Here is a 21,926-nt window from a genome sequence, read left to right on the forward strand (position 1 = left end):
TCGACGGGTCGGGCTCCGGGGTTCACTTGCCGGATTTCACCTTGGTCCAGGTGCGGGTCATCAAACGTTGAATCTTGGGCGGCAGCTCGGCCGAGACATACAGACGGTCCAGTACTTCCTGCGGCGGATATACCGAGGCATCCTCACGGACTTCCTGATCCATCAGTTCGCTCGCCTTGAGGTTGGGGTTGGCGTAACCGACGTAGTCGCTCACCGCGGCAATCACCTCGGGGCGCAGCAGGTAGTTGATGAATGCGTGGGCTTCCTCGACGTTGCTGGCATCGGCGGGGATCGCCAGCATGTCGAACCAGAGGTTGCCGCCCTCCTTGGGAATGGCGTAGGCAATCTCGATGCCCTTGCCGGCTTCCTCGGCGCGGGCGGCGGCCTGGAACACGTCACCGGAGAACCCGGCAGCGACGCAGATATTGCCATTGGCGAGATCAGAAATGTACTTCGACGAGTGGAAATAGCGCACATGCGGACGCACGGCCAGCAGTTTCTCCTCGGCCTTCTGGTAGTCCGCGGCATTCTCGCTGTTGGGGTCCAGGCCCAGGTAGTTGAGCATGGCGGGAATCATCTCGTCCGCCGAGTCCAGAAAGGCGATGCCACAACTGGCAAGCTTCTGCGCATTTTCAGGCTCGAACAGCACCGACCAGGAGTCGATCTTGTCGACACCAAGCGCGGCCTTGACCTTTTCGACGTTGTAGCCGATGCCGTTGGTGCCCCACAGATAGGGCGCCGCATGGGCATTGCCGGGATCGTTCTTCTGCAGCTGCTTGAGCAGTGACGGATCGAGGTTTTCCCAGTTCGGCAGCTTGCTCTTGTCCAGCTGCTGGAATGCACCGGCACGGATCTGCTTGCCGAGGAAATGGTTGGAAGGCACCACTACGTCATAGCCACTGCGGCCGGCGAGCAACTTGCCTTCCAGGGTTTCGTTGGAATCGAAGACGTCATAGACCGGCTTGATACCGGTTTCCTTCTCGAACTCTTCCAGCGTCGTTTCGCCGATGTAATCCGACCAGTTGTAGACGTGCACCGAGGCGGCCTGGGCGGTGGCCGCACCGGCGACGGCAGCGGCGACGATCAGCGACTTGAGGGTCGAGCGCATGGGATGAGTCCTCTTCTTTTGCGGCCGCGCATGATCCCGGCGGGAAAGGCGGGCTATTTATTGGAAAAACCTCTGAAAATCAACAAATTTGAGATGACGAAAGCGGTCGGCGCGATGCATGCGCAGACGCAGGGGCTTGCGACGGGCAGCGGGGAAGTCGTTGTCATTGTTGTTCCTCGCATTGGCAGCGCCGGTGCGAACCTCACGGCACCGGCGCTGCCGGTCGATTGGCCGGCTTTCACGACGGGCGCGAGCCCGGCGCGAAAGCCTGGCGGTATCAACGTCCGGACTTGATCTTGGTCCAGCTGCGGGTCATGGCGCGCTGGGTCTTCGGATCCAGATCGGGGAAGGTGTAGAGCTTCTGCAGCACCGCCTGGCTCGGGTAGATGCCCTCGTCGGTACGGATGGCTTCATCCAGCAGCGGAGTGGCCGCGGCGTTGCCGTTGGGGAACTGCACGTAGTTGGTGATGGAGGCCATCACGTCCGGCTTCATCAGGTAGTTGAGGAAGACGTGGGCGTTCTCGACGTTCTTCGCGTCGGCCGGCACCGCCAGCATGTCGAAGAAGCTGCCGGCACCTTCTTTCGGAATCTTGTAGCCGACGTTGACGCCGTTGGCCGCTTCCTCGGCGCGCGACTTGCCCTGATAGATGTCGCCGGAGTAGCCGATCGCCACGCAGATGTTGCCGTTGGCCAGATCCGAGATGTACTTGGACGAATGGAAGTAGGCGACGTGCGGACGGATCTGCATGAACAGGTCTTCGGCCTTCTTCAGCTCATCGGCCTTGCCGCTGTCGGTCGCGTAGCCGAGGTAATGCAGCGCCGCCGGCAGCATCTCGGTGGGCGAGTCGAGGAAGGCGACGCCACAGGACTTCAGCTTCTCGATGTTCTCCGGCTTGAACACCAGGTCCCAGGAGTCCACCGGCGCGTTGTCGCCCAGCGCGGCCTTGACCTTGTCGACGTTGTAGCCGATGCCGATGGTGCCCCACATGTAGGGAATCGAGTACTGGTTGCCCGGGTCGCTCGAATCCAGCGCCTTGAGCAGGTCCTTGTCGAGGTTTTCCCAGTTCGGCAGCTTGGACTTGTCCAGCTTCTGGAACACACCGGCCTTGATCTGCTTGGCGAGGAACGGGTTGGACGGCACCACCACGTCGTAACCGGAGCTACCGGCCAGCAGCTTGGCTTCCAGCACCTCGTTGCTGTCGAAGACGTCGTAGACGACCTTGATGCCGGTTTCCTTGGTGAAATTCTCCAGGGTGTCTTCGGCGATATAGTCGGACCAGTTATAGACGTGCAGCACCTTTTCCTGGGCCTGCGCAGCCCCGGCAACGGTGCCGGCCAGCGTCATGGCAAGTAGGGTCTTGGCGAAGAGATTCATCCGTGCAGCTCCTGTTTGTCATCATTAATGTCGGGGCAGTGGAACAGGCCATGTACCGCGCGGCGGCCTGGCGGTGTGCCGGCTCGACACACCCCTGGGCAGGGCTAGCCTTCAGCACGCGCGCAGTCTGGCAAGGTCGGGGCCGTCTTTTCAACAACCCGAACGCACACGGCCGGCATTCGTCAACCTTAGCCCAGCCAGCGCCGGCCGCACCGCTCAGCCCAGCACATCCTTGGCTGTCGCATCCAGACACAGACGCACCTTGCCGATCAGCTCGTCGATCTGCTCCTCGCTGATCACTAGCGGCGGCGAGATGATCATGGTGTCGCCGACCGCGCGCATCACCAGGCCGTTGCGGAAGCAGTGCTCGCGGCAGCGCATGCCCACGCCGGCATCAGCGAAGCGTTCGCGGGTCTTCTTGTTCTTCACCAGCTCCAGCGCGCCGAGCAGGCCGACGCCGCGGGCTTCGCCCACCAGCGGATGCTCGACCAGTTCCTGCCAGCGGGATTGCAAATAGGGTGCCGTCTTGCTCTTCACCCGCTCGACGATCTTCTCCTCGCGCAGGATGCGGATGTTCTCCAGCGCCACCGCGGCGGCCACCGGGTGCCCCGAATAGGTGAAACCGTGATAGAACTCGCCGCCCTCGTTGAGCGTCTGCACCACTTCGTCGCGCACGATGACCCCGCCCATGGGGATGTAGCCGGACGTCAGGCCCTTGGCGATGGGCATCAGATCGGGCGCGAGACCGTAATAATCGCTGCCGAACCACTCGCCGGTACGGCCGAAGCCGCAGATCACCTCGTCGGCGATGAAAAGGATGTCGTAGCGCGCGAGGATTTCCTTGACTCGCGGCCAGTAGCTGGCCGGCGGAATGATGACGCCGCCCGCGCCCTGGATCGGCTCGGCGATGAAGGCAGCTACCTTGTCCTCGCCGACTTCGAGAATCTTCTGCTCCAGCTGATCGGCGACACGCACGCCGAACTCCTCCGGACTCATGTCACCGCCTTCGCCGTACCAGTAGGGCTGGTCGATGTGCTCGATGCCGGGAATCGGGAAGTCGCCCTGCTCGTGCATGGCCTTCATGCCGCCGAGGCTGGCACCGGCGACGGTGGAGCCGTGGTAGCCGTTCCAGCGGCCGATGATCACCTTCTTCTCCGGCTGACCCTTGACCGCCCAGTAATGGCGCACCATGCGCAGCACCGTGTCGTTGGACTCGGAGCCGGAACCGGTGAAGAACACATGGTTCATGCCGGCCGGGGCAATGTCGGCGATGGCCTTGGCCAGGGCCACGGCGGGCGGATGCGCGGTCTGGAAGAACAGGTTGTAGTAAGGCAGCTCGCGCATCTGCCGGGTCGCCGCCTCGATCAGCTCTTCGCGGCCATAACCGACGTTGACGCACCAGAGCCCGGCCATGGCGTCGAGGATCTTGTGCCCCTCGCTGTCCCACAGGTAGACGCCGGACGCCCGGGTGATGATGCGCGTGCCCTTGGCGTTGAGCGCCTTGTAGTCGGTGAAGGGCGGCAGGTGGTGGTCACGGCTCAGCGCTTGCCAGTGCAGGGTTTGCGAATCGCTCATCAGTCACCTCTTAGCCAGTATTGTGGGGTCGGTGGACCGGCAACGGGCCGGCCCACCCTGCGCTTGCTTACACCGAGAGCATCAGGAATTCCCGCTCCCAGGAGCTGATCACCCGGTGGTAGTTCTCCTGCTCGGCGCGCTTGACCGCGACGTAGCCAGTGATAAATTTCGGGCTAAGGTACTTCTCCAGCTCGCGGCAGGTTTCCATCCGCTCCAGCGCCGCTTCCAAGGTCAGCGGCAGGCGCAGGTTGCGCCGCTCGTAGCCGCGGCCCTTGACCGGCTGGCTCGGTGGCAGCTGCTCGACCATGCCGATGTAGCCGCACAGCAGGCTCGCGGCGATGGCCAGATAGGGGTTCGCGTCCGCGCCTGCCAGGCGGTTCTCGACACGGCGGTTCTGCGGATCGGAATCCGGCACGCGCAGGCCCACGGTACGGTTCTCTTCGCCCCATTCCACGTTCACGGGCGCCGAGGTATCGGGCAGGAAGCGGCGGAACGAGTTGACGTTGGGCGCGAACATCGGCAGCAGCTCGGGGATGTACTTCTGCAGGCCGCCGACGTGGTGCAGGAACAGCTGGCTCATGGAGCCGTCGTCGTTGGAGAAGATGTTACGCCCGGTGTTGAGGTCGATGACGCTCTGGTGCAGGTGCATCGCGCTGCCCGGCTCACCGGTCATCGGCTTGGCCATGAAGGTGGCGGCGACGTTGTGCTTGAGCGCCGCCTCGCGCATGGTGCGCTTGAACACCAAGATCTGGTCGGCCAGGTGCAGCGCCTCGCCGTGACGGAAGTTGATCTCCATCTGCGCGGTGCCTTCTTCGTGGATCAGGGTGTCCAGATCCAGGCCTTGAGCCTCGCACCAGTCGTACATGTCCTCGAACAGCGGGTCGAATTCGTTGGCGGCGTCGATGGAGAACGACTGACGCCCGGTCTCCTGTCTACCGGAACGGCCGATCGGCGGCTGGAACGGCAGGTCCGGGTCCTCGCAGCGCTTGGTCAGGTAGAACTCCATCTCCGGCGCGACGATGGGCTGCCAGCCACGATCGGCATACATCTTCAGCACACGCTTGAGGATGTTGCGCGGCGACAGCTCGATAGGGTTGCCCATCTTGTCGTAGGTGTCGTGGATCACCTGCGCGGTGGGCTCGATGGCCCAGGGCACGAGGAACACCGCGTTCGGGTCGGGCCGGCAGAACATGTCGATGTCCGCCGGGTCGAGCAGCTCGTAGTAGATATCGTCCTCGACATAGTCACCGGTCACGGTCTGCAGCAGCACGCTTTCCGGCAGGCGCATGCCCTTCTCGTCGAGAAACTTGTTGGTCGGTGAAATCTTGCCGCGGGCGATCCCGGTCAGGTCGCTGATCAGGCATTCCACTTCGGTGATCTTGCGTTCTTTCAGCCAGCCGGTGAGCTGGTCGAGCTGGATACTCATGTTGACCTCGGGTTGCTGGGAAATGGCCGTACAGGGTCGGCCTCAGCGTTGTCGTGCGCGTGCCTGGCAGGCCTCGGCGAAGCCGCGGAACAGCGCCAGATAATGTGGATGCGATTGGACCTGCCATTCCGGATGCCATTGCACGCCAAGGGCGAAGCTCTGTGCAGCCTCGACGGAAAATGCCTCGATCAGCCCGTCGGGAGCCAGCGCCTCGATGCGCAGACCAGCGCCGAGACGCTCGACACCCTGCCCATGCACCGAATTGACCTGGATCTGCGCCGGCAAGCCAAGGCGCTCGAGCAGCCCACCAGGCTGCACGTGCAGCGCATGGCTGAGGCCGTACTGCACCTCCAGCGGATCGTCCGGGCGCTCGCGGTGGTCCTGATAGAGCCCGGCTTCGTGAACCTTCTGGTGCAGGCTGCCGCCAAACGCCACGTTCATCTCCTGGAATCCTCGGCAGATGCCGAACACCGGAATGCCGGCATCCACCGCCGCGCGAATCAGCGGCAGGGTGAGGCGGTCGCGAAACGGATCATGATGGGTGCCCGGCTCGCTCGCCGGGCCGCCATAGTGATGCGGCTCGACATTGGACGGCGAGCCGGTGAACAGCAGGCCGTCGAAGCTTTCCAGCAGCGTTGCCGGATCGATCAGCTCGTCCAGCGCCGGGATCACCAGCGGCACGCCGGCGATCGCCGCGGCACGCAGGTACTTGTCGCCGGCGATATGAAAGCTGTGGTGGCCGATCTGCTTGGTACAGGCCGATACGCCGATCAGAGGCTTACGCGACATGGGATACTCGTCGTTCGAATGGGGCATATCGGAGAGTAGTCTTGTTCATTTTTATAGACAATAGCCCGAACTTCAGCCGCGTGCGCCACGCTCGACACACACGGCAGATGCCCCAAAAAAGGCCCAGCATGGGCACTCATGGGGCGCCGGCCGGCTACTATTGACAGTGAACAGGCTTTTCGATTGACTCCCAGACAAGCATCTGATGATTGAAATTTTTAACAATTAAGGTAATTCATCATGGCCCCGCCGCGTGCCGTTCAGCTCAACGAAGCTAACGCATTTCTCAAGGAACATCCGGAGGTTCAGTACGTCGATCTGCTGATCACCGACATGAACGGAGTCGTGCGCGGCAAGCGCATCGAGCGCGCCAGCCTGCACAAGGTCTACGAGAAGGGCATCAACCTCCCCGCCTCGCTGTTCGCCCTGGATATCAACGGCATCACCGTGGAAAGCACGGGCCTTGGCATGGACATCGGCGACTCCGACCGCATCTGCTTCCCGATTCCCAACACCCTGTCCAAGGAACCCTGGCAGAAGCGCCCCACCGCGCAGCTGCTGATGACCATGCACGAGCGCGACGGCGCACCGTTCTTCGCCGACCCACGCGAGGTGCTGCGCCAGGTGGTGAGCAAGTTCGACGAGCTGGGCCTGACCATCTGCGCCGCATTCGAGTTGGAGTTCTATCTGATCGACCAGGAGAACATCAACGGCCGGCCGCAGCCGCCGCGCTCGCCGATCTCCGGCAAGCGCCCGCACTCGACCCAGGTCTATCTGATCGACGACCTGGACGAGTACGTCGACTGCCTGCAGGACATTCTCGAAGGCGCCAAGGAACAGGGCATCCCGGCCGATGCCATCGTGAAGGAAAGCGCCCCGGCGCAGTTCGAGGTCAACCTCCACCACGTCGCCGACCCGATCAAGGCATGCGACTACGCGGTGCTGCTGAAGCGGCTGATCAAGAACATCGCCTACGACCACGAGATGGACACGACCTTCATGGCCAAGCCTTACCCAGGCCAGGCCGGCAACGGTCTGCATGTGCACATCTCGCTGCTCGACAAGAATGGCAACAATATATTCGCCACCGACAATCCGCTGGACAGCCAGCCGCTGCGCCACGCCATCGGCGGCCTGCAGCAGACCATGGCGGCCTCGATGGCCTTCCTCTGCCCCAACGTGAATTCCTATCGCCGTTTCGGCGCTCAGTTCTACGTGCCCAACGCGCCTTGCTGGGGCATGGACAACCGCACCGTGGCACTGCGCGTGCCGACCGACAGCCCGGACGCGGTACGCATCGAACACCGGGTCGCCGGTGCCGACGCCAACCCCTACCTGCTGCTCGCCGGCATTCTCGCCGGGGTGCACCACGGCCTGACCAACAAGATCGAGCCGGATGACCCCATCGAAGGCAATTCCTACGAGCAGGTCGAGCAGAGCCTGCCGACCAACCTGCGCGACGCCCTGCGCGAGCTGGACGACAGCGAGATCATGGCGCGCTACATCAGCCCCGATTACATCGACATCTTCGTCGCCTGCAAGGAGAGCGAACTCGCCGAGTTCGAGCATTCGATCTCGGACCTCGAGTACAACTGGTATCTGCATACCGTCTAGCCGCGAGCCGGCGTGCTGCGGAGCGACCGCCATGGCGGTTTGCATCCGCCGCCAGGCTGGCTTCAAATAGGCCGATGACCAAGCCCAGCCCCGCGACCGCCAGTCGCCGACCGCGCGCCAGCAGCCAGGCGCGCATTCGCCAGATCCTCGCCAGCGCCCGCGAACTGCTCGCCGAGCAGGGCGCTGCGACGCTATCGGTGTATGCCGTGGCCGAGCACGCCGGCATTCCCCCCTCTTCCGTCTATCATTTCTTTTCCGGTGTGCCGGCGCTGCTGGCCGCACTGACGGCGGACGTGCACGCCGCCTTCCGGGCCAGCCTGGAACGGCCCATCGAGCATGACAGCCTGGGCAGCTGGCACGACCTCTCTCGCCTGATCGAACAGCGCATGCTGGCGATCTATCAGCAGGACAGCGCCGCGCGCCAGCTGATTCTGGCGCAACACGGTCTCGGTGAAGTCACCCAGACCGACCAGCGCCTGGATCTGGAACTCGGCCAGGCCATGCAGGCGGTGTTCGAGCGGCATTTCGCCCTGCCTCCGCTGCCGCAGGACATCGATGTATTCGCCCTGGCCCTGGAACTTGGCGACCGCGTCTATGCTCGATCCATACAGCTGTACGGCAGCCTGACGCCGCGCATGGCCGAGGAAGGCATGCGGGTGTTCGATGCCTATCTCGGCCTGTACCTGCCGCCCTGGTTGCCGAAGCGGGAACAGGCGGAACGCTGACCGATAAATATCGATAAACGGCCGCTTCATTTGATCTTCTGAGCTCCAAAGCCTCTATCAATCCGGATAACTATCGAATAAATTTGCGCCTTCGATAGCCGCCCATCAACGCCGCGAGGTTTCCATGTCCCGAGTCGTTACCGTAGCCGCCACCCAGATGGCCTGTTCCTGGGATCGCCAGGCCAACATCGCCAATGCCGACAGGCTGGTGCGCGAGGCCGCCGCCAAGGGCGCGCAAATCATCCTGATCCAGGAGCTGTTCGAGACCCCGTACTTCTGCCAGAAGCCCAATCCGCAATACCTGCAGCTGGCGACCCCGGTGGAGCAGAACCCGGCGATCCAGCATTTCCAGAAGCTCGCCGCCGAACTGCAGGTGGTGCTGCCGATCAGCTTCTTCGAGCTGGCCGGGCGGGCACGCTTCAACTCCATCGCCATCATCGATGCCGACGGCAGGTTGCTTGGCGTCTACCGCAAGAGCCACATCCCGGACGGCCCCGGCTACCACGAGAAGTACTATTTCAACCCGGGCGACACCGGCTTCAAGGTATGGAACACCCGCTACGCCAGGATCGGCGTGGCCATCTGCTGGGACCAGTGGTTCCCCGAGACCGCCCGCAGCATGGCGCTGATGGGTGCAGAACTGCTGTTCTACCCGACCGCCATCGGCAGCGAGCCGCACGATGCGAGCATCACGTCCCGCGACCATTGGCAGCGCGTGCAACAGGGCCATGCTGGCGCCAACCTGATGCCGCTGATCGCCAGCAACCGCATCGGCCGCGAGGAGCAGGACGGCTACGACATCACCTTCTACGGCTCCTCGTTCATCGCCGACCAGTTCGGCGCCAAGGTCGAGGAGATGGATGAAACCAGCGAGGGCGTGCTGGTGCACAGCTTCGACCTCGACCAGCTGGAGCACATCCGCAGCGCCTGGGGCGTGTTCCGCGATCGCCGGCCGAACCTGTACGGCTCGATCAAGACCCTCGACGGCTCGCTGCCGTCCGAGTGATCAGCAGACCTTCATAGCTCGAAAGCGCGCCGCACTTTCCACCGTCGGACTTCGGCGGTGGAAAGGCCCGCGGCCGTTTCCACCCTTCACGGACATCGCCATGACCACCCTGACCAGCACCCCTCGCCAAGATGGTTACTACATGCCCGCCGAATGGGCGCCGCACAGCCAGACCTGGATGGTCTGGCCGCAGCGCCCGGACAACTGGCGGGACAACGCGGCGCCGGCGCAGGCGGCCTTCGCCGCCGTCGCCAAGGCGATCGCCCGTTTCGAGCCGGTGACCGTCTGCGCCAGCGCCGAGCAGTACCTGGCGGCGCGCGCCGCACTGGATGACCCGCGCATCCGCGTGGTGGAAATGAGCACCGACGACGCCTGGGTGCGTGACACCGGGCCGACCTTCGTCATCGACGACAACGGCGGCCTGCGCGGCGTCGACTGGACCTTCAATGCCTGGGGTGGCGAAGACGGCGGGCTCTACGCCGACTGGCAACGCGACGACGAGGTGGCGCGCAAGATCCTCGAGATCGAGTACTGCGATCGCTATCGCACCGAAGGTTTCGTGCTGGAGGGCGGCTCGATCCACGTCGACGGCGAAGGCACGCTGATCACCACCGAGGAGTGCCTGCTCAACCGCAACCGCAACCCGCATCTGTCCCGCGAGCAGATCGAGGCGGTCCTGCGCGAGCACCTGGCGGTCGACAGCATCATCTGGCTGCCCCACGGCCTGTTCAACGACGAAACCGACGGCCACGTCGACAACTTCTGCTGCTTCGTCCGCCCGGGCGAAGTGCTGCTGGCCTGGACCGACGACGCCAACGACCCGAACTACGCACGCTGCCAGGCCGCCATGGCGGTGTTGCAGCGCGCACGCGACGCCAAGGGTCGCGCGCTGATCGTGCACAAGATCCCGATCCCCGGCCCGCTGCATGCGTCGGACGCCGAGTGCGCCGGTGTCGTGGCGCTGGATGGCAGCCAGCTGCGCGATCCGTCTATCCGTCTGGCGGGCAGCTACGTGAACTTCCTGATCGTCAACGGCGGCATCATCGCACCGGCCTTCGGCGATCCGCTGGACGGCGAAGCCGAGCGCATCCTGCGCGAGGTGTTCCCCGAGCACGACGTGGTCATGGTACCGGGCCGGGAGATTCTCCTGGGCGGTGGCAACATCCACTGCATCACCCAGCAGCAACCGGCGCCCTTCGTACGCTGAGGGCGAAACGACGCGCCTGGGCGCTGGCCCAGGCAGGGAGGGTCCGATGGACTTTCTGGTCAACCTGGACGTCGACGACCTGGAGCGGGGCGTGGACTTCTACAGCTCGCTGTTCGGCCTGCAGGTCGGGCGCCGACTCGGCGGGTTCGCCGTGGAGTTGCTCGGCGGGCCGGCGCCCATCTACCTGCTGCACAAGGACGCCGGCAGCGCTGCGACGCCCGAGGGCAACCAGCACCGCCATTACGGACGCCACTGGACGCCGGTGCATCTGGACTTCGTCGTCGAGGATATCGAGTCCGTCACCGCGAAGGCGATGGCCCTGGGTGCGCGGCTGGAGAAGCCCATCACGACCGAAAGCTGGGGCCGGCTGGCGTTGCTGGCCGACCCCTTTGGTCACGGCTTCTGCCTGATCCAGTTTCTCGGTCGCGGCTATGACGAGCGGCTCGACTAGAGCCGTCGAGCGCGATGCGGTTCAGCCGACGATGACCTGATTCTTGCCGAGGCGCTTGGCGGTGTACATCGCCGCATCGGCACGGGCGAAGACGGCGCTGAGTTCTGCGTCGCTGGCCCTCAGGTAGGTCAGGCCCAGGCTGGCGGTGACGCGGAAGCGCTCGCCGTTCTCGGCGGTGAACACCACCCGTTCGATCTCGCGCTGCAGACGCTCGGCGATCTGCTCGGCCAGGTCCGGCTGACAACCCGGCAGCACGGCGGCGAACTCCTCGCCACCGATACGGCCGAACAGGTCGCTCTGGCGCAGCACGGCGGCGCCGCAGCGGGCGACCTTCTGCAGCACCTGATCGCCCATCTGGTGGCCGTGGGTATCGTTGATGCGCTTGAAGTCGTCGATGTCCAGCAGCAGGAACGCCAGCGACGAGGCGAACTGCCGGGCGCGTTCGAATTCGATTCGCGCGCACTCGAAGAAGTGCCGGCGGTTGCTGCTCTGGGTCAGCACGTCGGTGGTCGCCAGGCGCTGCAGCTCGCCCTCGAGCTGCTTCTTCTCGGTAATGTCCTCGGCAATGCCGACGATGATCGGACTCTGCCCGTTCTCGCCCGGACGGCCGAGGAAGCACTTGTCGCTCAGCCAGCGCAGCTGCCCGTCACCGCGAATGATGCGGTACTCGCGGGTTTCCACGGCGCCCTCGTCGAGCACGGCGAGCATGCTCTTCTGGGCGTACTCCACGTCGTCGGGGTAGATCGCGTTGCGCCATTCGCCGTAATCGGCCAGCAGCAGGGCCGGTGAGCGGCCGAAAATACGTTCGTAGGCCGGGCTGACGTAGATCATCCGCTGCGCCTGCCAGTCGAACGCCCAGAGCACCGCATTCACACCGCCCATGAGCGTGCTGAACAGCTGTTCGCGCTCACCCAGCCGGGCGACCTCTGCCCGCGCGTGCATCAGCGCCAGCAACGTCTGCGCATCCCCGCCCGGCGACATTCTCATTCCCGCCTCACCCTGCTTGCTCGCAAGCCGCATAGCCTTCTTCCTGAAACGACCGCCGCGCGTGGCAGCGGTACTGCATGGATTAAAGAATGCTGTTCAGAGAGGCGCCAAGGCGCAAAGTTCCGGGCGCCGCAGCGCCCGGCGAAGGAGCCGATCAGAGGTCAGGCGGGGGTGACGGACGGTCGCAGGGAATAGGTGCGCAGGTGCTCGGCGAAATCGCGCAGGGACTGGATGCCGCTGGCCTCGGCCTCGTGCACCCATTGCTTGATCGCGGCGAGCATGTCGTGGCCGTTGGCGCTGGTCTTGCTCCAGATCTGCTGCAGCGCCAGGCGCTTCTCGTAGATCACCTTGAGCGCCTGACTTTGCGCGAGCATGACATCGATATGCGCCTGCTGCTCCTGCTGCAGCAGGCTCGGCTCGCGGGTCAGCAGGCGCTTGGCACGGCGCAGCTGGTGCCGCAGCGTCGCGTCGGCTCGGCTGAGCTCCTGGCGCACCAGCGGCACGATCACCAGCTTGCGGTACTGCGCCATGATCTGGAAGCGGTTGTTGAGGATCGCCATGGCGCTGTCCATGTCCAGCTGCTGCTTGCCCTCGATGCGATGGGCGATGGGCGCGGTGCGGTTGACCTTGGCCAGGCCGAGCAGGCTGAACAGGCGAATCCAGGCCCAGCCCATGTCGAACTCCCACTTGCGTACCGAGAGCTTGGCCGAGTTGGGATAGGTGTGATGGTTGTTGTGCAGTTCCTCGCCACCGATGAGGATGCCCCAGGGCACCAGATTGGTCGCGGCGTCGCGGCATTCGAAGTTGCGATAGCCGACCGCATGGCCGAGGCCGTTGACCACGCCGGCGGCCCAGAACGGAATCCAGATCATCTGCACCGCCCACACCGTCAGGCCGAGGGCGCCGAACAGGGCCAGGTCGATGGCCAGCATCAGCACGATGCCGAGGTTGGGGAAGCGGGAATAGAGGTTGCGCTCGACCCAGTCATCCGGGCAGTTCTTGCCGTAGATGCGCAGGGTTTCCTCGTTCTTCGCCTCGGCCATGTACAGCTCGGCGCCCTTGCGCACCACCGTGGCCAGGCCCTTGTGCACCGGGCTGTGCGGGTCGTCCGGGGTTTCGCATTTGGCGTGGTGCTTGCGGTGGATGGCGGTCCACTCGCGGGTGTTCATCGCCGTGGTCAGCCACAGCCAGAAACGGAAGAAGTGCTTGAGCGCCGGGTGCAGCTCCAGCGCGCGATGCGCCGAGTAGCGATGCAGGTAGACCGTGACGCTGACGATGGTGACGTGAGTCAGCAGCAGCGTGGTCGCGATGAGCTGCCAGATCGACAGGTCGAGTAAGCCGGTATGCCACATGGTAACGGGGTGCCTCATGATGACGGTGCGCTGACGAGACCTTCGCCGGCGTTCACCTGCCTGCAGACTAACATCAGCCCATCACGAGTCCAGAACGAGGGCTGACCGACCGTCTAAAAACTGGTGCTTTTTTAGCCAGCTTCGGCTGCAATCGCTACGCTCGAGGTGGGCAGCCGAAGCGCCGACGACCGAGCGGGAAAGGCGCTATCGGCGATGCTGGCATAGAGCTATCATTGTTTCTTTTTTTCCCTGGAAAGTTGCGGCTCATGCCTATGTCGTACGTCGAGCGCAGCACCTCGCACCCATGGCCGGCCCGCGGATGAACAGCGCCGACCTCTCCACCCCCAGATGGATCTTCGGCCTCGGCAGTCTGCTGCTCGTGCTGCTGTTCGGCAGCCTCGCGTTCAATGACTACCGCGCCCGCGATGTCGCCTGGCATCTGGAGATCGAGACGCACGGCGAGCTGCAGAGCCTGGCGCTGCAGAGCGCGCAGCTCAATCAGCGGCGCCAGGCGGACATGGTCGCCACCGCCCTGGCCGGCAACGCTGAGGTGCTGCGCCAGATGCGCCTGATCGATGCCGCGCTACGTGATGGCCGCTCCCTCGACGATCCCCGCCTTGAGCGCTCGCGCCAGCGGCTGCGTGCGGCGCTGACCCCAGCCTGGCGCTCGATGCAGCGCCATCAGGCGCTGCAGCTGCAGCTATTCTGGGGCGACGCCGGGGTCACCGTACTGCGCATGCAGCAACCGGAGCGCTTCGGCGACACTCAGGCCGCACAGCGACCGATGCTGCAACGGGTACTGCGCGACGGCATCGAACAGTTCGGCCTGGAAGTCGACGCCCTCGGCGCCAGCAGCCGGGCCATCGTGCCGCTGCGCGCCGTGGACCGGCAGGACAGCGAAGTCATCGGTGCGCTGGAGGTGGGCTACAACGTATTGCCGGAACTGCCCGACCTGAGTGCGCAGCTGGCCGCCGGCCTGGCCCTTATCGTCAACCGCGAGGCGCTGCAGGCGAGCCAGACGACACCTCCCAGCGGGGTCCAGCTGAGCGAGGGCAGTGACTGGCTGCTGATCGGCCATTCGGCGACGCAGGTGCTGCACTGGGCCCAGGCGGGCGTGCTGCCGGAGCCGGGCAGCGGCAAGGATTCGCGACTGCTCGATGCCGACGGGCGCAGCTACATACTCAACCAGATTCCCCTGCACGATGAGCAGCAGACCGAGCCGTCCACGCCACCCCTGGCGGCAGCGCTGGCCTGGCGCGACATCAGCGCCATGCAGGGCGAACACCTGCAGGCCGAACGCCGTCTGCTGATCAAGTGGGGCCTGGCCTGGCTGGTCGCCGAGGCGCTGCTGCTGGTGCTCGCGTTCCTCCTGCAACGGCGCATCAGCGTGCAACAGCAGTATCAGTTCGCCCAGCAGCAGCAGAACCGCCGACGCCAGCGCCTGCTCGACCGCGCCCAGAAAATCGCCAGTCTGCTACCGGGCATGGTGTTCCAGCTCAAGCGCTTCGCCAATGGCCGCTATGCGTTTCTCTACGCCAGCGAAGGCGCCCGCGAGCTGTACGGCATCGAGCCGCAACGGCTGCTGGAGGACGCCGCCCAGGCGCTGGTCCACGTTCACCCGCAGGACTTGCCACGCCTGCATCGCGCATTGCTGCGCCTGGCCGTGCATCCGGGCAGCGGCGCGGTCGAGTTCCGCATCCAGCATCCGCAGCGTGGCCTGCTCTGGGCCGAGGGCCGCGCCAGTGCCGAACGGCTGGCGGACGGCACAGTGCTCTGGCACGGCTTCGTCACCGAGATCACCGAGCTGATGGAAGCCACCCGCGCGCTGCAGAAGAGCGAGAGCCGCTTCCGCGCCATGGTTGGCAACCTGCCGGGAGTGGTCTACCGCTGCCGCAACGATGGCCGCCGGCGCATGAGCTACCTCAGCGAAGGCATCGAACGCCTGACCGGCTACCCGGCCAGCGATTTCGTCGGCGACCGTGTGCGCAGCTACGGCAGCCTGATCCACCCGGACGACCAGGCGCAGGCCGAGCAATCTCCGGCGCAGGACAGCTTCGAGCGCATCTACCGCATCACCAATGCCGAGGGGCGCACCGTCTACGTACGGGAAAAGGCCCGTGTGCTGCGCGAGCGTGACGACCCCGTGGGCTGGTGCGACGGCTTCATCTGGGATGTCACCGACCAGGCGCTGGCCAAGCAGGAGATGGAAGAGCGCGAGCGTTACCTGAGCATGCTGATCGACAACGTGATCGACGCGATCATCATCATCGACGGTCGCGGCATCATCGAAACCTTCAACCACGCCGCCGAGCAGATCTTCGGCTACCGCAGCGACGAGGTGATCGGCCGCAACCTCTCGATGCTGATGCCCGAACCGGACCGTTCGGCCCATGACGGCTACCTGGACCACTACACGCGGCGCGGCACCTCCCGCGCGCTGGAGCAGAACCGCGAACTCACCGCTCTGCGGCGCAACGGCGAGACCTTCACCATCGAACTGCGCGTCTCGCAGATCAGCCACCACGGCGAGCGCAGGTTCATCGGCCTGGTGCGCGACATCACCGAACGCAAACGCATCGAGCGGATGAAGAGCGAGCTGGTGTCCATCGTCAGCCATGAGCTGCGCACACCGCTGACCTCCATCTCCGGTGCCCTCGGCCTGATCGTCGGCGGTGCCCTGGGCGAGCCGTCGCCGACCATGCTGCAGATGCTCACCATCGCCCACCAGAACAGCCTGCGCCTGGGCCGCCTGGTGGACGACCTGCTGGACATGGACAAGCTGGTCGCCGGCAAGATGACGCTGCAGCTGCACGGCCATTCACTGGTCCGGCAGATGCAGCTGGCCACCGAGGCAAACCAGGGCTACGCCGCCAAGCATGGCGTATACCTGCAGCTGGAGCCGCTGCCGACTCTGCAGCTGATCGCCGACGACGATCGCCTGCAGCAGGTATTGGCTAATCTGATCTCCAACGCGGTCAAATTTTCACCCGAGGGAGGAACAGTCTCGCTCGGCGCGCAGCAACGCGGCGCCTGGGTGCGGATCTGGGTGCGCGACCAGGGGCCTGGCATCGCGCCCGAGTTCCACGCACGGATTTTCCAGAAGTTTTCCCAGGCCGATTCCTCGGACACGCGCCAGAAGGGCGGGACGGGACTGGGCCTGGCGATCAGCAAGGAGCTGATCGAACACATGCATGGCCGGATCGGCTTCGACTCGGAGCCCGGCCATGGCGCCTGCTTCTGGTGCGAACTGCCGCTCGCACCGGCTGCGACCGACCAACCCTGATGCGCGCATGACGACCGACGCACAGGCAAACCGACCCCCCGGAGGCACAATGGCAGAGCTCAGGCGCATCCTGCATGTCGAAGACGACCCGTCGATCCAGGCCGTGACCAAACTGGCCCTGGAAGCCATCGGCGGCTACGAGGTGCTGTCCTGCTCGTCCGGCGCCCAGGCGCTGGAAGAAGTCGAGGCGTTTGCGCCCGACTTCATCCTGCTGGACGTGATGATGCCCGGCATGGACGGCCCGCAGACGCTGCTCAAGCTGCGCGAGCGAATCGACCTGGAGCGGATTCCGGTAACATTCATGACGGCCAAGGTTCAGCCGGGCGAGATCGAGCACCTGCGCAAGCTCGGCGCGCGCGACGTGATTGTCAAACCTTTCGACCCGATGCAGCTGGCCGGGCAGATTCGCAGCATTTGGCTGACTGGCCGATACTAAGGCCCTGAGCACATCCGCCGGGACGCGACACGCTGTCCGCTCGTGCGCCACTCACCGAACCAGCAAGGCACCGACGATGGAGTCACCGCAAGCAATCCCGGCGCCGATGCCATCCGCCGCGCAGCCACGCGAACTCTCGCGCCTGGCGGCCCTGCTGCGTTACGAAATCCTCGATACGCCCGAAGAAAGCGCCTTCGACGACTTCACCGCGCTGGCCGCGCAGATGTGCGACACCCCGATTGCACTGATCTCGCTGGTCGATGACCGCCGCCAGTGGTTCAAGAGCCGGGTCGGCCTGGACGTCAGCGAAACCCCGCGTGACATCTCTTTCTGCACCTACACCATCACCGGCGAGCAGATCTTCGAGGTACCCGACGCGCTGCAGGATCCGCGCTTTCGCGACAACCCGCTGGTGCAGGGCGATCCGCACATCCGCTTCTACGCCGGTACGCCGCTGACCTCGCCGGACGGCCACAACCTCGGCACGCTGTGCGTCATCGACCGCAAGCCGCGGCGGCTGAGCAGCGAACAGCGGGAAACCCTAGAACGCCTGGGCCGCCAGGTGATCCGCCTGTTCGAGCAGCACCTGCTGGCGCACCGGCATGCCGAGCAGGCGGCATTGCAGCAGGCGATCCTCGACAGCGCCTCCAGCGCCGTGCTGATCACCCGCCCGGACGGCATCGTCACCAGCGTCAACCCGACCGCCGAACGCCTGCTCGGCTACAGCGAGCAGGCGCTGGCCGGCCACCCGCTGACCACTGCCCTCTTTCGCCACGAAGCGCTGGAGCGGCGCGCCAAGCTGCTCTCCAGCGAACTCGAGATGCCGGTGGAAGCGGGATTCGCAGTGCTCACCGCGCCGCTGCACCTTGGCCGCCGGGAGATGTCCGAGTGGCGCCTGCGCCACCAGAGCGGCAGCGAAGTGCCGGTGCTGCTGGGCGTCACCGCCATCCACGATGAACAGGAACAGCTGCGTGGCTACCTGATCAACGCCTACGACCTGGCCTACCAGGAACAACTGCAGCTGCGCCTGCAGCAGATCGCCGCGCAGGTGCCGGGCATGCTTTTCCAGTTTCACTGGCGCGGCAACGGCAGCTCCTGCTTTCCCTACGTCAGCGAAGGGGTCGAGCAGATCTACGGCCTCAGCCCGGGGCAGCTGGCCAGCAGCTTCGCGCCCATCGTCGGGCGCGTGCACGCACTCGATCGCAGCACCCTGTTGAGCAGCATCCGCAAGGCCGCCGCCGAGCTCACGCCGTGGCACAGCGAGCACCGCGTCGACCACCCACGCAAGGGCCTGATCTGGGTCGAGGCGCGCGCCACACCGCTGCGACAGGTCGATGGCTCGGTGCTCTGGCACGGTTTCGTCACCGACATCACCGCACGCAAGGCCGAGCAGCTGGAGCTGGACAAGCAGCAGGAAATGAACCGGCGTCTGCTCGAAGCGTTGAGCGAGGCGGTGATCGCCTGCGACGCCGAGGGCAATCTGACCCTGTTCAACGAGAAGGCCAAGCAATGGCACGGCGCCGATGCCGCGCCGGTGTCACCGGACGAATGGGCCAGCCATTACCAGCTGTACCGGGCCGATGGCGTCACGCCGCTGCAGCCGGAAGAGATCCCGCTGCGCCGCGCCCTTGGCGGCGAACACGTGATCGATCACGAGATGGTCCTGCTCAGCCAGGGCACGCCGCGCCATGTGCTGTCCAACGCCGATCCGCTGTACACCTCCGATGGCCAGCTGCTGGGCGCTGTCGCCGTGCTGCACGACATCACCGAGCGCAAGCGCATCGAGCGTCTGCAGCGCGAATTCATCTCCACGGTCAGCCACGAGCTGCGCACGCCGCTGACCTCCATCACCGGCGCGCTGGCGCTGGTCTGCTCCAATGTCATGGGCGAGGTTCCCGGGCAGATGCGCGAGCTGCTGGACATCGCCCAGCAGAACAGCCAGCGCCTCGGGGCACTGATCGACGACCTGCTGGACATGGACAAGCTGCACGCCGGCAAGATGCGCTTCGACCTGCTCGAGCAGCCGCTACTGCCGCAGCTGGAGCTGGCCCTGCGCAGTAATGGCAGCTACGCCGAACGCCATGGCGTGCAGCTGCGCCTGGGCGACTGCCCGGCGGTGCAGGTGGAAATCGACGCCATGCGCCTGCAGCAAGTGCTGAGCAACCTGCTGTCGAACGCCGCGAAGTTTTCGCCGCCCGGCGAGCAGGTCGAACTGTCGGCCCGCATGCGTGACGGCCACGTGCGGGTCAGCGTCCGAGACCGGGGCCCAGGCATTTCCGACGAATTCCGTGAACGGGTATTCCAGAAGTTCGCCCAGGCCGATTCGTCCGACAGCCGCCAGCAGGGCGGCACCGGCCTCGGTCTGGCGATCAGCAAGGAGCTGATCGAGCACATGGGCGGACAGATCGGCTTCGAATCCGCACCCGGCCAGGGCGCCTGCTTCTGGTTCGAGCTGCCCGTCCGGGGCGAAACCAAGGAGAGTTCGTGAACAGACAGCTCAAGCGCATCCTGCACGTCGAGGACGTTCCTTCCATTCAGGTGGTGACGCGCATCGCCCTGGAAAAGATCGGCGGCTTCGAGGTGCTCAGCTGTCCGTCCGGCCAGGCGGCCCTGGACCAGGTTCAGGCCTTCGCCCCCGACCTGATCCTGCTCGATGTGATGCTGCCGCAGATGGATGGCATCGAGCTGGTCCGCCAACTCGGCGATCTGGTGGACCTGCAGCAGATTCCGGTGGTCTTTCTCACCGGTCATCTGCAGCCCGAGCGGCTGCAGGAGCTGCGCCAGCTCGGTGTGCGCCAGGTGTTGAACAAACCCTTCGACCCCCTGCAGCTGGCCTCCCAGCTACAGCAGGTGTGGGAGGCCGAGCATGGATGAGCGTGCCCGCCTGGCGCTGCAGGAACAGCTCACCCAGCTTGAGCAGCAGTTTGGCGAACGCCTGCAGGCGGACCTGGCAGAACTGGCAACGCTCGCCCGTGACCTGCAGCAGACCCGCGCCACCGGCAGCCGCCGCCAGCTGATGCTGAGCGTGCGCGAGCGACTCCATCGCCTGGCTGGCGCGGCCGGGACCTTCGGTTTCGCCAGCCTCGGGGACAACGCCCGGCAGCTCGAACAGCGCGCCGATCGCTGGCTGGACTCGGCCAAGCCCGGCAGCCGCGCCGCCGATGCCTTCGCCGCCGCCCTGCTGCAACTGGCCAGCGAGACACCCGGGCAGGAGCGCGAAGGCGCAGCGGCGCTGCCGGTGCACCACGAAGAGCCGGCGCCGGGCTGCCGCATCTACCTGATGAAGCGCGACCCGATCGCCGCCACCAGCATGGCGGTGACCCTGCGCAACTTCGGCTACATGGTCAGCCAGTGGCATGATTTCGCCGCACTCGAGCAGGCCCTGGCCAACGAGCTGCCCGATGCGCTGATCGTCGGCATCGAACATGAAGGCGAGTTCGATGCACTGGCCGCGCTGCAGCAGAGCCTGGAGCAACCCCTGCCGCTGCTGGTGATCCACGATCGCAACGACTTCGCCAGCCAGCTGGCTGCGGTGCGCGCCGGTGCCCAGGGCTTCTTCGTCCGCCCGCTGGACATCACTCAGCTGGAAAACAGCCTGGAGCGCTGCCTCGACCGCCAGCAGGGCGAGCCCTTCCGTGTGCTGATCGTCGACGACGACGCCGAGCTGGCGGCGCGCTACAGCCTGGTGCTGCGCAACGCGCAGATGCAGGTGCAGACCCTCACCGAACCGACCCGCGTGCTGGACGCCATGCGCAGCTTCAACCCCGAGGTCGTGCTGCTGGACGTCAACATGCCGGAATGCTCGGGCCCGGAGCTGGCGCAGATGATCCGCCTGCATGACGAGTGGCTGCGGGTGACGATCATCTACCTGTCGGCGGAAACCGACACCCACCGGCAGATGGCCGCCCTGCTCAAGGCCGGCGACGATTTCATCACCAAGCCGATCAGCGACAGCGCGCTGGTGGCCGGTGTCTATTCGCATGCCCAGCGTGCCCGCTCGCTGAGCACCGCGCTGGCCCGCGACAGCCTGACCGGCCTGCTCAAGCACGCCGACATCAAGGAACAGCTGGCACTGGAGGTGCAGCGCAGCAGCCGCAGCGGCAAACCGGCAAGCGTGGTGATGCTCGACCTCGACCACTTCAAGCAGGTCAACGACACCTATGGGCACGCCGCCGGCGACAACGTGATCCGCGCCCTGGCCAACCTGCTGCGCCAGCGCCTGCGTCGCATCGATAGCCTCGGCCGCTACGGCGGCGAGGAGTTCGTCGCGGTACTGCCGGAATGCAGCGCGCTGCAGGCCAGGCGCATCTTCGACGAGATACGCGTGCGCTTCGCCGCCCTGACGTTCAATGCGGGCGACCATCAGGAGTTTCGCGTCACCTTCAGCGCCGGCATCTGCGAAACCGATGAGCACAGCGCCGCCAGCGTCCTGCTGGAGCGCGCCGACCAGGCGCTGTACCTGGCCAAGCACCAGGGCCGTAATCAGGTGCAGGTCGCCGAGCGCTGAGGGCGCTACCGTTCGTCGCGAACCGCTCCGCGTCTGTGGGGTCTGACTATATTCGGGAGTCCCGGTGTTTCCGCTATCGCGCGGC

The 21,926-nt window shown here is 65.3% G+C and carries 18 protein-coding genes; 11 read left to right on the forward strand and 7 right to left on the reverse strand.

Going from position 1 to position 21,926, the window contains the following annotated elements; translation table 11 throughout:
* Nucleotides 1-22: 22 nt before the first annotated feature.
* On the reverse strand, nucleotides 23-1,108 hold the full coding sequence (locus ACVRRC_RS03005; protein WP_011911318.1) for a polyamine ABC transporter substrate-binding protein: 1,086 nt from the start codon (nucleotides 1,106-1,108) through the stop codon (nucleotides 23-25).
* Between the two features lie 3 nt (nucleotides 1,109-1,111).
* Between ACVRRC_RS03005 and ACVRRC_RS03010 the strand changes: the two genes are divergently transcribed.
* Nucleotides 1,112-1,402 carry a hypothetical protein gene (locus ACVRRC_RS03010; RefSeq protein WP_020308588.1) on the forward strand — a complete coding sequence of 97 codons (291 nt, stop codon included), beginning with the start codon at nucleotides 1,112-1,114 and terminating at the stop codon, nucleotides 1,400-1,402.
* On the opposite strand, the gene ACVRRC_RS03015 is transcribed toward ACVRRC_RS03010, so the two are convergent.
* The 4 genes from ACVRRC_RS03015 to ACVRRC_RS03030 form a co-directional block, all read right to left on the reverse strand.
* A complete protein-coding gene (locus tag ACVRRC_RS03015) occupies nucleotides 1,386-2,483 on the reverse strand; it encodes a polyamine ABC transporter substrate-binding protein (RefSeq protein WP_181091985.1) in 1,098 nt (365 codons plus the stop codon). The genes ACVRRC_RS03010 and ACVRRC_RS03015 overlap by 17 nt on opposite strands.
* A gap of 216 nt (nucleotides 2,484-2,699) precedes the next feature.
* Entirely contained in the window at nucleotides 2,700-4,058 is a 1,359-nt protein-coding gene (locus ACVRRC_RS03020) for an aspartate aminotransferase family protein (RefSeq protein WP_011911316.1), read from the reverse strand.
* Between the two features lie 67 nt (nucleotides 4,059-4,125).
* The gene (locus tag ACVRRC_RS03025; RefSeq protein WP_011911315.1) at nucleotides 4,126-5,484 is read right to left on the reverse strand and encodes a glutamine synthetase family protein; all 1,359 of its coding nucleotides are present in this window, start codon (nucleotides 5,482-5,484) and stop codon (nucleotides 4,126-4,128) included.
* A 42-nt stretch (nucleotides 5,485-5,526) separates the two neighbouring features.
* Nucleotides 5,527-6,273: a gamma-glutamyl-gamma-aminobutyrate hydrolase family protein gene (locus ACVRRC_RS03030; protein ID WP_011911314.1), complete on the reverse strand. Its 747-nt coding sequence runs from the start codon at nucleotides 6,271-6,273 to the stop codon at nucleotides 5,527-5,529.
* Between the two features lie 240 nt (nucleotides 6,274-6,513).
* Between ACVRRC_RS03030 and ACVRRC_RS03035 the strand changes: the two genes are divergently transcribed.
* The 5 genes from ACVRRC_RS03035 to ACVRRC_RS03055 all read left to right on the forward strand — a co-directional run bounded on the left by ACVRRC_RS03035 (nucleotide 6,514) and on the right by ACVRRC_RS03055 (nucleotide 11,276).
* Nucleotides 6,514-7,887: a glutamine synthetase family protein gene (locus tag ACVRRC_RS03035; RefSeq protein ID WP_011911313.1), complete on the forward strand. Its 1,374-nt coding sequence runs from the start codon at nucleotides 6,514-6,516 to the stop codon at nucleotides 7,885-7,887.
* A 74-nt stretch (nucleotides 7,888-7,961) separates the two neighbouring features.
* Nucleotides 7,962-8,612 carry a TetR/AcrR family transcriptional regulator gene (locus tag ACVRRC_RS03040; RefSeq protein WP_011911312.1) on the forward strand — a complete coding sequence of 217 codons (651 nt, stop codon included), beginning with the start codon at nucleotides 7,962-7,964 and terminating at the stop codon, nucleotides 8,610-8,612.
* A gap of 124 nt (nucleotides 8,613-8,736) precedes the next feature.
* Nucleotides 8,737-9,618, forward strand: a complete 882-nt coding sequence (gene aguB, locus ACVRRC_RS03045) for an N-carbamoylputrescine amidase (protein WP_013981229.1) — start codon at nucleotides 8,737-8,739, stop codon at nucleotides 9,616-9,618.
* Nucleotides 9,619-9,718: 100 nt separating this feature from the next.
* Nucleotides 9,719-10,825, forward strand: a complete 1,107-nt coding sequence (aguA, locus tag ACVRRC_RS03050) for an agmatine deiminase (RefSeq protein WP_472996612.1) — start codon at nucleotides 9,719-9,721, stop codon at nucleotides 10,823-10,825.
* Between the two features lie 46 nt (nucleotides 10,826-10,871).
* Nucleotides 10,872-11,276: a VOC family protein gene (locus ACVRRC_RS03055; RefSeq protein WP_048328062.1), complete on the forward strand. Its 405-nt coding sequence runs from the start codon at nucleotides 10,872-10,874 to the stop codon at nucleotides 11,274-11,276.
* Nucleotides 11,277-11,297: 21 nt separating this feature from the next.
* On the opposite strand, the gene ACVRRC_RS03060 is transcribed toward ACVRRC_RS03055, so the two are convergent.
* Nucleotides 11,298-12,296, reverse strand: a complete 999-nt coding sequence (locus tag ACVRRC_RS03060; protein ID WP_013981226.1) for a GGDEF domain-containing protein — start codon at nucleotides 12,294-12,296, stop codon at nucleotides 11,298-11,300.
* A 128-nt stretch (nucleotides 12,297-12,424) separates the two neighbouring features.
* A complete protein-coding gene (gene desA, locus ACVRRC_RS03065) occupies nucleotides 12,425-13,615 on the reverse strand; it encodes a delta-9 fatty acid desaturase DesA (RefSeq protein WP_014595344.1) in 1,191 nt (396 codons plus the stop codon).
* Between the two features lie 304 nt (nucleotides 13,616-13,919).
* Here desA and ACVRRC_RS03070 point away from each other — a divergent pair, with 304 nt between their 5' ends.
* The 5 genes from ACVRRC_RS03070 (at nucleotide 13,920) to ACVRRC_RS03090 (ending at nucleotide 21,841) form a co-directional block, all read left to right on the forward strand.
* Nucleotides 13,920-16,898, forward strand: a complete 2,979-nt coding sequence (locus ACVRRC_RS03070; RefSeq protein ID WP_472996613.1) for a PAS domain S-box protein — start codon at nucleotides 13,920-13,922, stop codon at nucleotides 16,896-16,898.
* A gap of 49 nt (nucleotides 16,899-16,947) precedes the next feature.
* On the forward strand, nucleotides 16,948-17,334 hold the full coding sequence (locus ACVRRC_RS03075; protein WP_011911305.1) for a response regulator: 387 nt from the start codon (nucleotides 16,948-16,950) through the stop codon (nucleotides 17,332-17,334).
* A gap of 76 nt (nucleotides 17,335-17,410) precedes the next feature.
* Nucleotides 17,411-19,822, forward strand: a complete 2,412-nt coding sequence (locus ACVRRC_RS03080; RefSeq protein ID WP_013981223.1) for a PAS domain S-box protein — start codon at nucleotides 17,411-17,413, stop codon at nucleotides 19,820-19,822.
* Nucleotides 19,819-20,208 carry a response regulator gene (locus tag ACVRRC_RS03085; RefSeq protein ID WP_003282388.1) on the forward strand — a complete coding sequence of 130 codons (390 nt, stop codon included), beginning with the start codon at nucleotides 19,819-19,821 and terminating at the stop codon, nucleotides 20,206-20,208. The genes ACVRRC_RS03080 and ACVRRC_RS03085 overlap by 4 nt, the downstream gene beginning before the upstream one ends.
* The gene (locus ACVRRC_RS03090) at nucleotides 20,201-21,841 is read left to right on the forward strand and encodes a diguanylate cyclase (RefSeq protein ID WP_011911303.1); all 1,641 of its coding nucleotides are present in this window, start codon (nucleotides 20,201-20,203) and stop codon (nucleotides 21,839-21,841) included. The genes ACVRRC_RS03085 and ACVRRC_RS03090 overlap by 8 nt, the downstream gene beginning before the upstream one ends.
* The last annotated feature ends 85 nt before the right edge of the window (nucleotides 21,842-21,926 follow it).

It is taken from the genome of Stutzerimonas sp. LR2 (assembly GCF_055755175.1).

Excerpts from the sequence above, each read along its gene's own strand:
- ACVRRC_RS03030 (WP_011911314.1), bottom strand. The coding sequence starts at position 6,273 with ATGTCGCGTAAGCCTCTGATCGGCGTATCGGCCTGTACCAAGCAGATC.
- aguA (WP_472996612.1), top strand. The coding sequence starts at position 9,719 with ATGACCACCCTGACCAGCACCCCTCGCCAAGATGGTTACTACATGCCC.
- ACVRRC_RS03060 (WP_013981226.1), bottom strand. The coding sequence starts at position 12,296 with ATGCGGCTTGCGAGCAAGCAGGGTGAGGCGGGAATGAGAATGTCGCCG.
- ACVRRC_RS03025 (WP_011911315.1), bottom strand. The coding sequence starts at position 5,484 with ATGAGTATCCAGCTCGACCAGCTCACCGGCTGGCTGAAAGAACGCAAG.
- ACVRRC_RS03090 (WP_011911303.1), top strand. The coding sequence starts at position 20,201 with ATGGATGAGCGTGCCCGCCTGGCGCTGCAGGAACAGCTCACCCAGCTT.
- ACVRRC_RS03070 (WP_472996613.1), top strand. The coding sequence starts at position 13,920 with ATGGCCGGCCCGCGGATGAACAGCGCCGACCTCTCCACCCCCAGATGG.
- ACVRRC_RS03010 (WP_020308588.1), top strand. The coding sequence starts at position 1,112 with ATGAGTCCTCTTCTTTTGCGGCCGCGCATGATCCCGGCGGGAAAGGCG.
- ACVRRC_RS03055 (WP_048328062.1), top strand. The coding sequence starts at position 10,872 with ATGGACTTTCTGGTCAACCTGGACGTCGACGACCTGGAGCGGGGCGTG.
- ACVRRC_RS03080 (WP_013981223.1), top strand. The coding sequence starts at position 17,411 with ATGGAGTCACCGCAAGCAATCCCGGCGCCGATGCCATCCGCCGCGCAG.
- ACVRRC_RS03035 (WP_011911313.1), top strand. The coding sequence starts at position 6,514 with ATGGCCCCGCCGCGTGCCGTTCAGCTCAACGAAGCTAACGCATTTCTC.
- ACVRRC_RS03075 (WP_011911305.1), top strand. The coding sequence starts at position 16,948 with ATGGCAGAGCTCAGGCGCATCCTGCATGTCGAAGACGACCCGTCGATC.
- ACVRRC_RS03020 (WP_011911316.1), bottom strand. The coding sequence starts at position 4,058 with ATGAGCGATTCGCAAACCCTGCACTGGCAAGCGCTGAGCCGTGACCAC.
- ACVRRC_RS03005 (WP_011911318.1), bottom strand. The coding sequence starts at position 1,108 with ATGCGCTCGACCCTCAAGTCGCTGATCGTCGCCGCTGCCGTCGCCGGT.
- ACVRRC_RS03040 (WP_011911312.1), top strand. The coding sequence starts at position 7,962 with ATGACCAAGCCCAGCCCCGCGACCGCCAGTCGCCGACCGCGCGCCAGC.
- desA (WP_014595344.1), bottom strand. The coding sequence starts at position 13,615 with ATGTGGCATACCGGCTTACTCGACCTGTCGATCTGGCAGCTCATCGCG.
- ACVRRC_RS03015 (WP_181091985.1), bottom strand. The coding sequence starts at position 2,483 with ATGAATCTCTTCGCCAAGACCCTACTTGCCATGACGCTGGCCGGCACC.
- aguB (WP_013981229.1), top strand. The coding sequence starts at position 8,737 with ATGTCCCGAGTCGTTACCGTAGCCGCCACCCAGATGGCCTGTTCCTGG.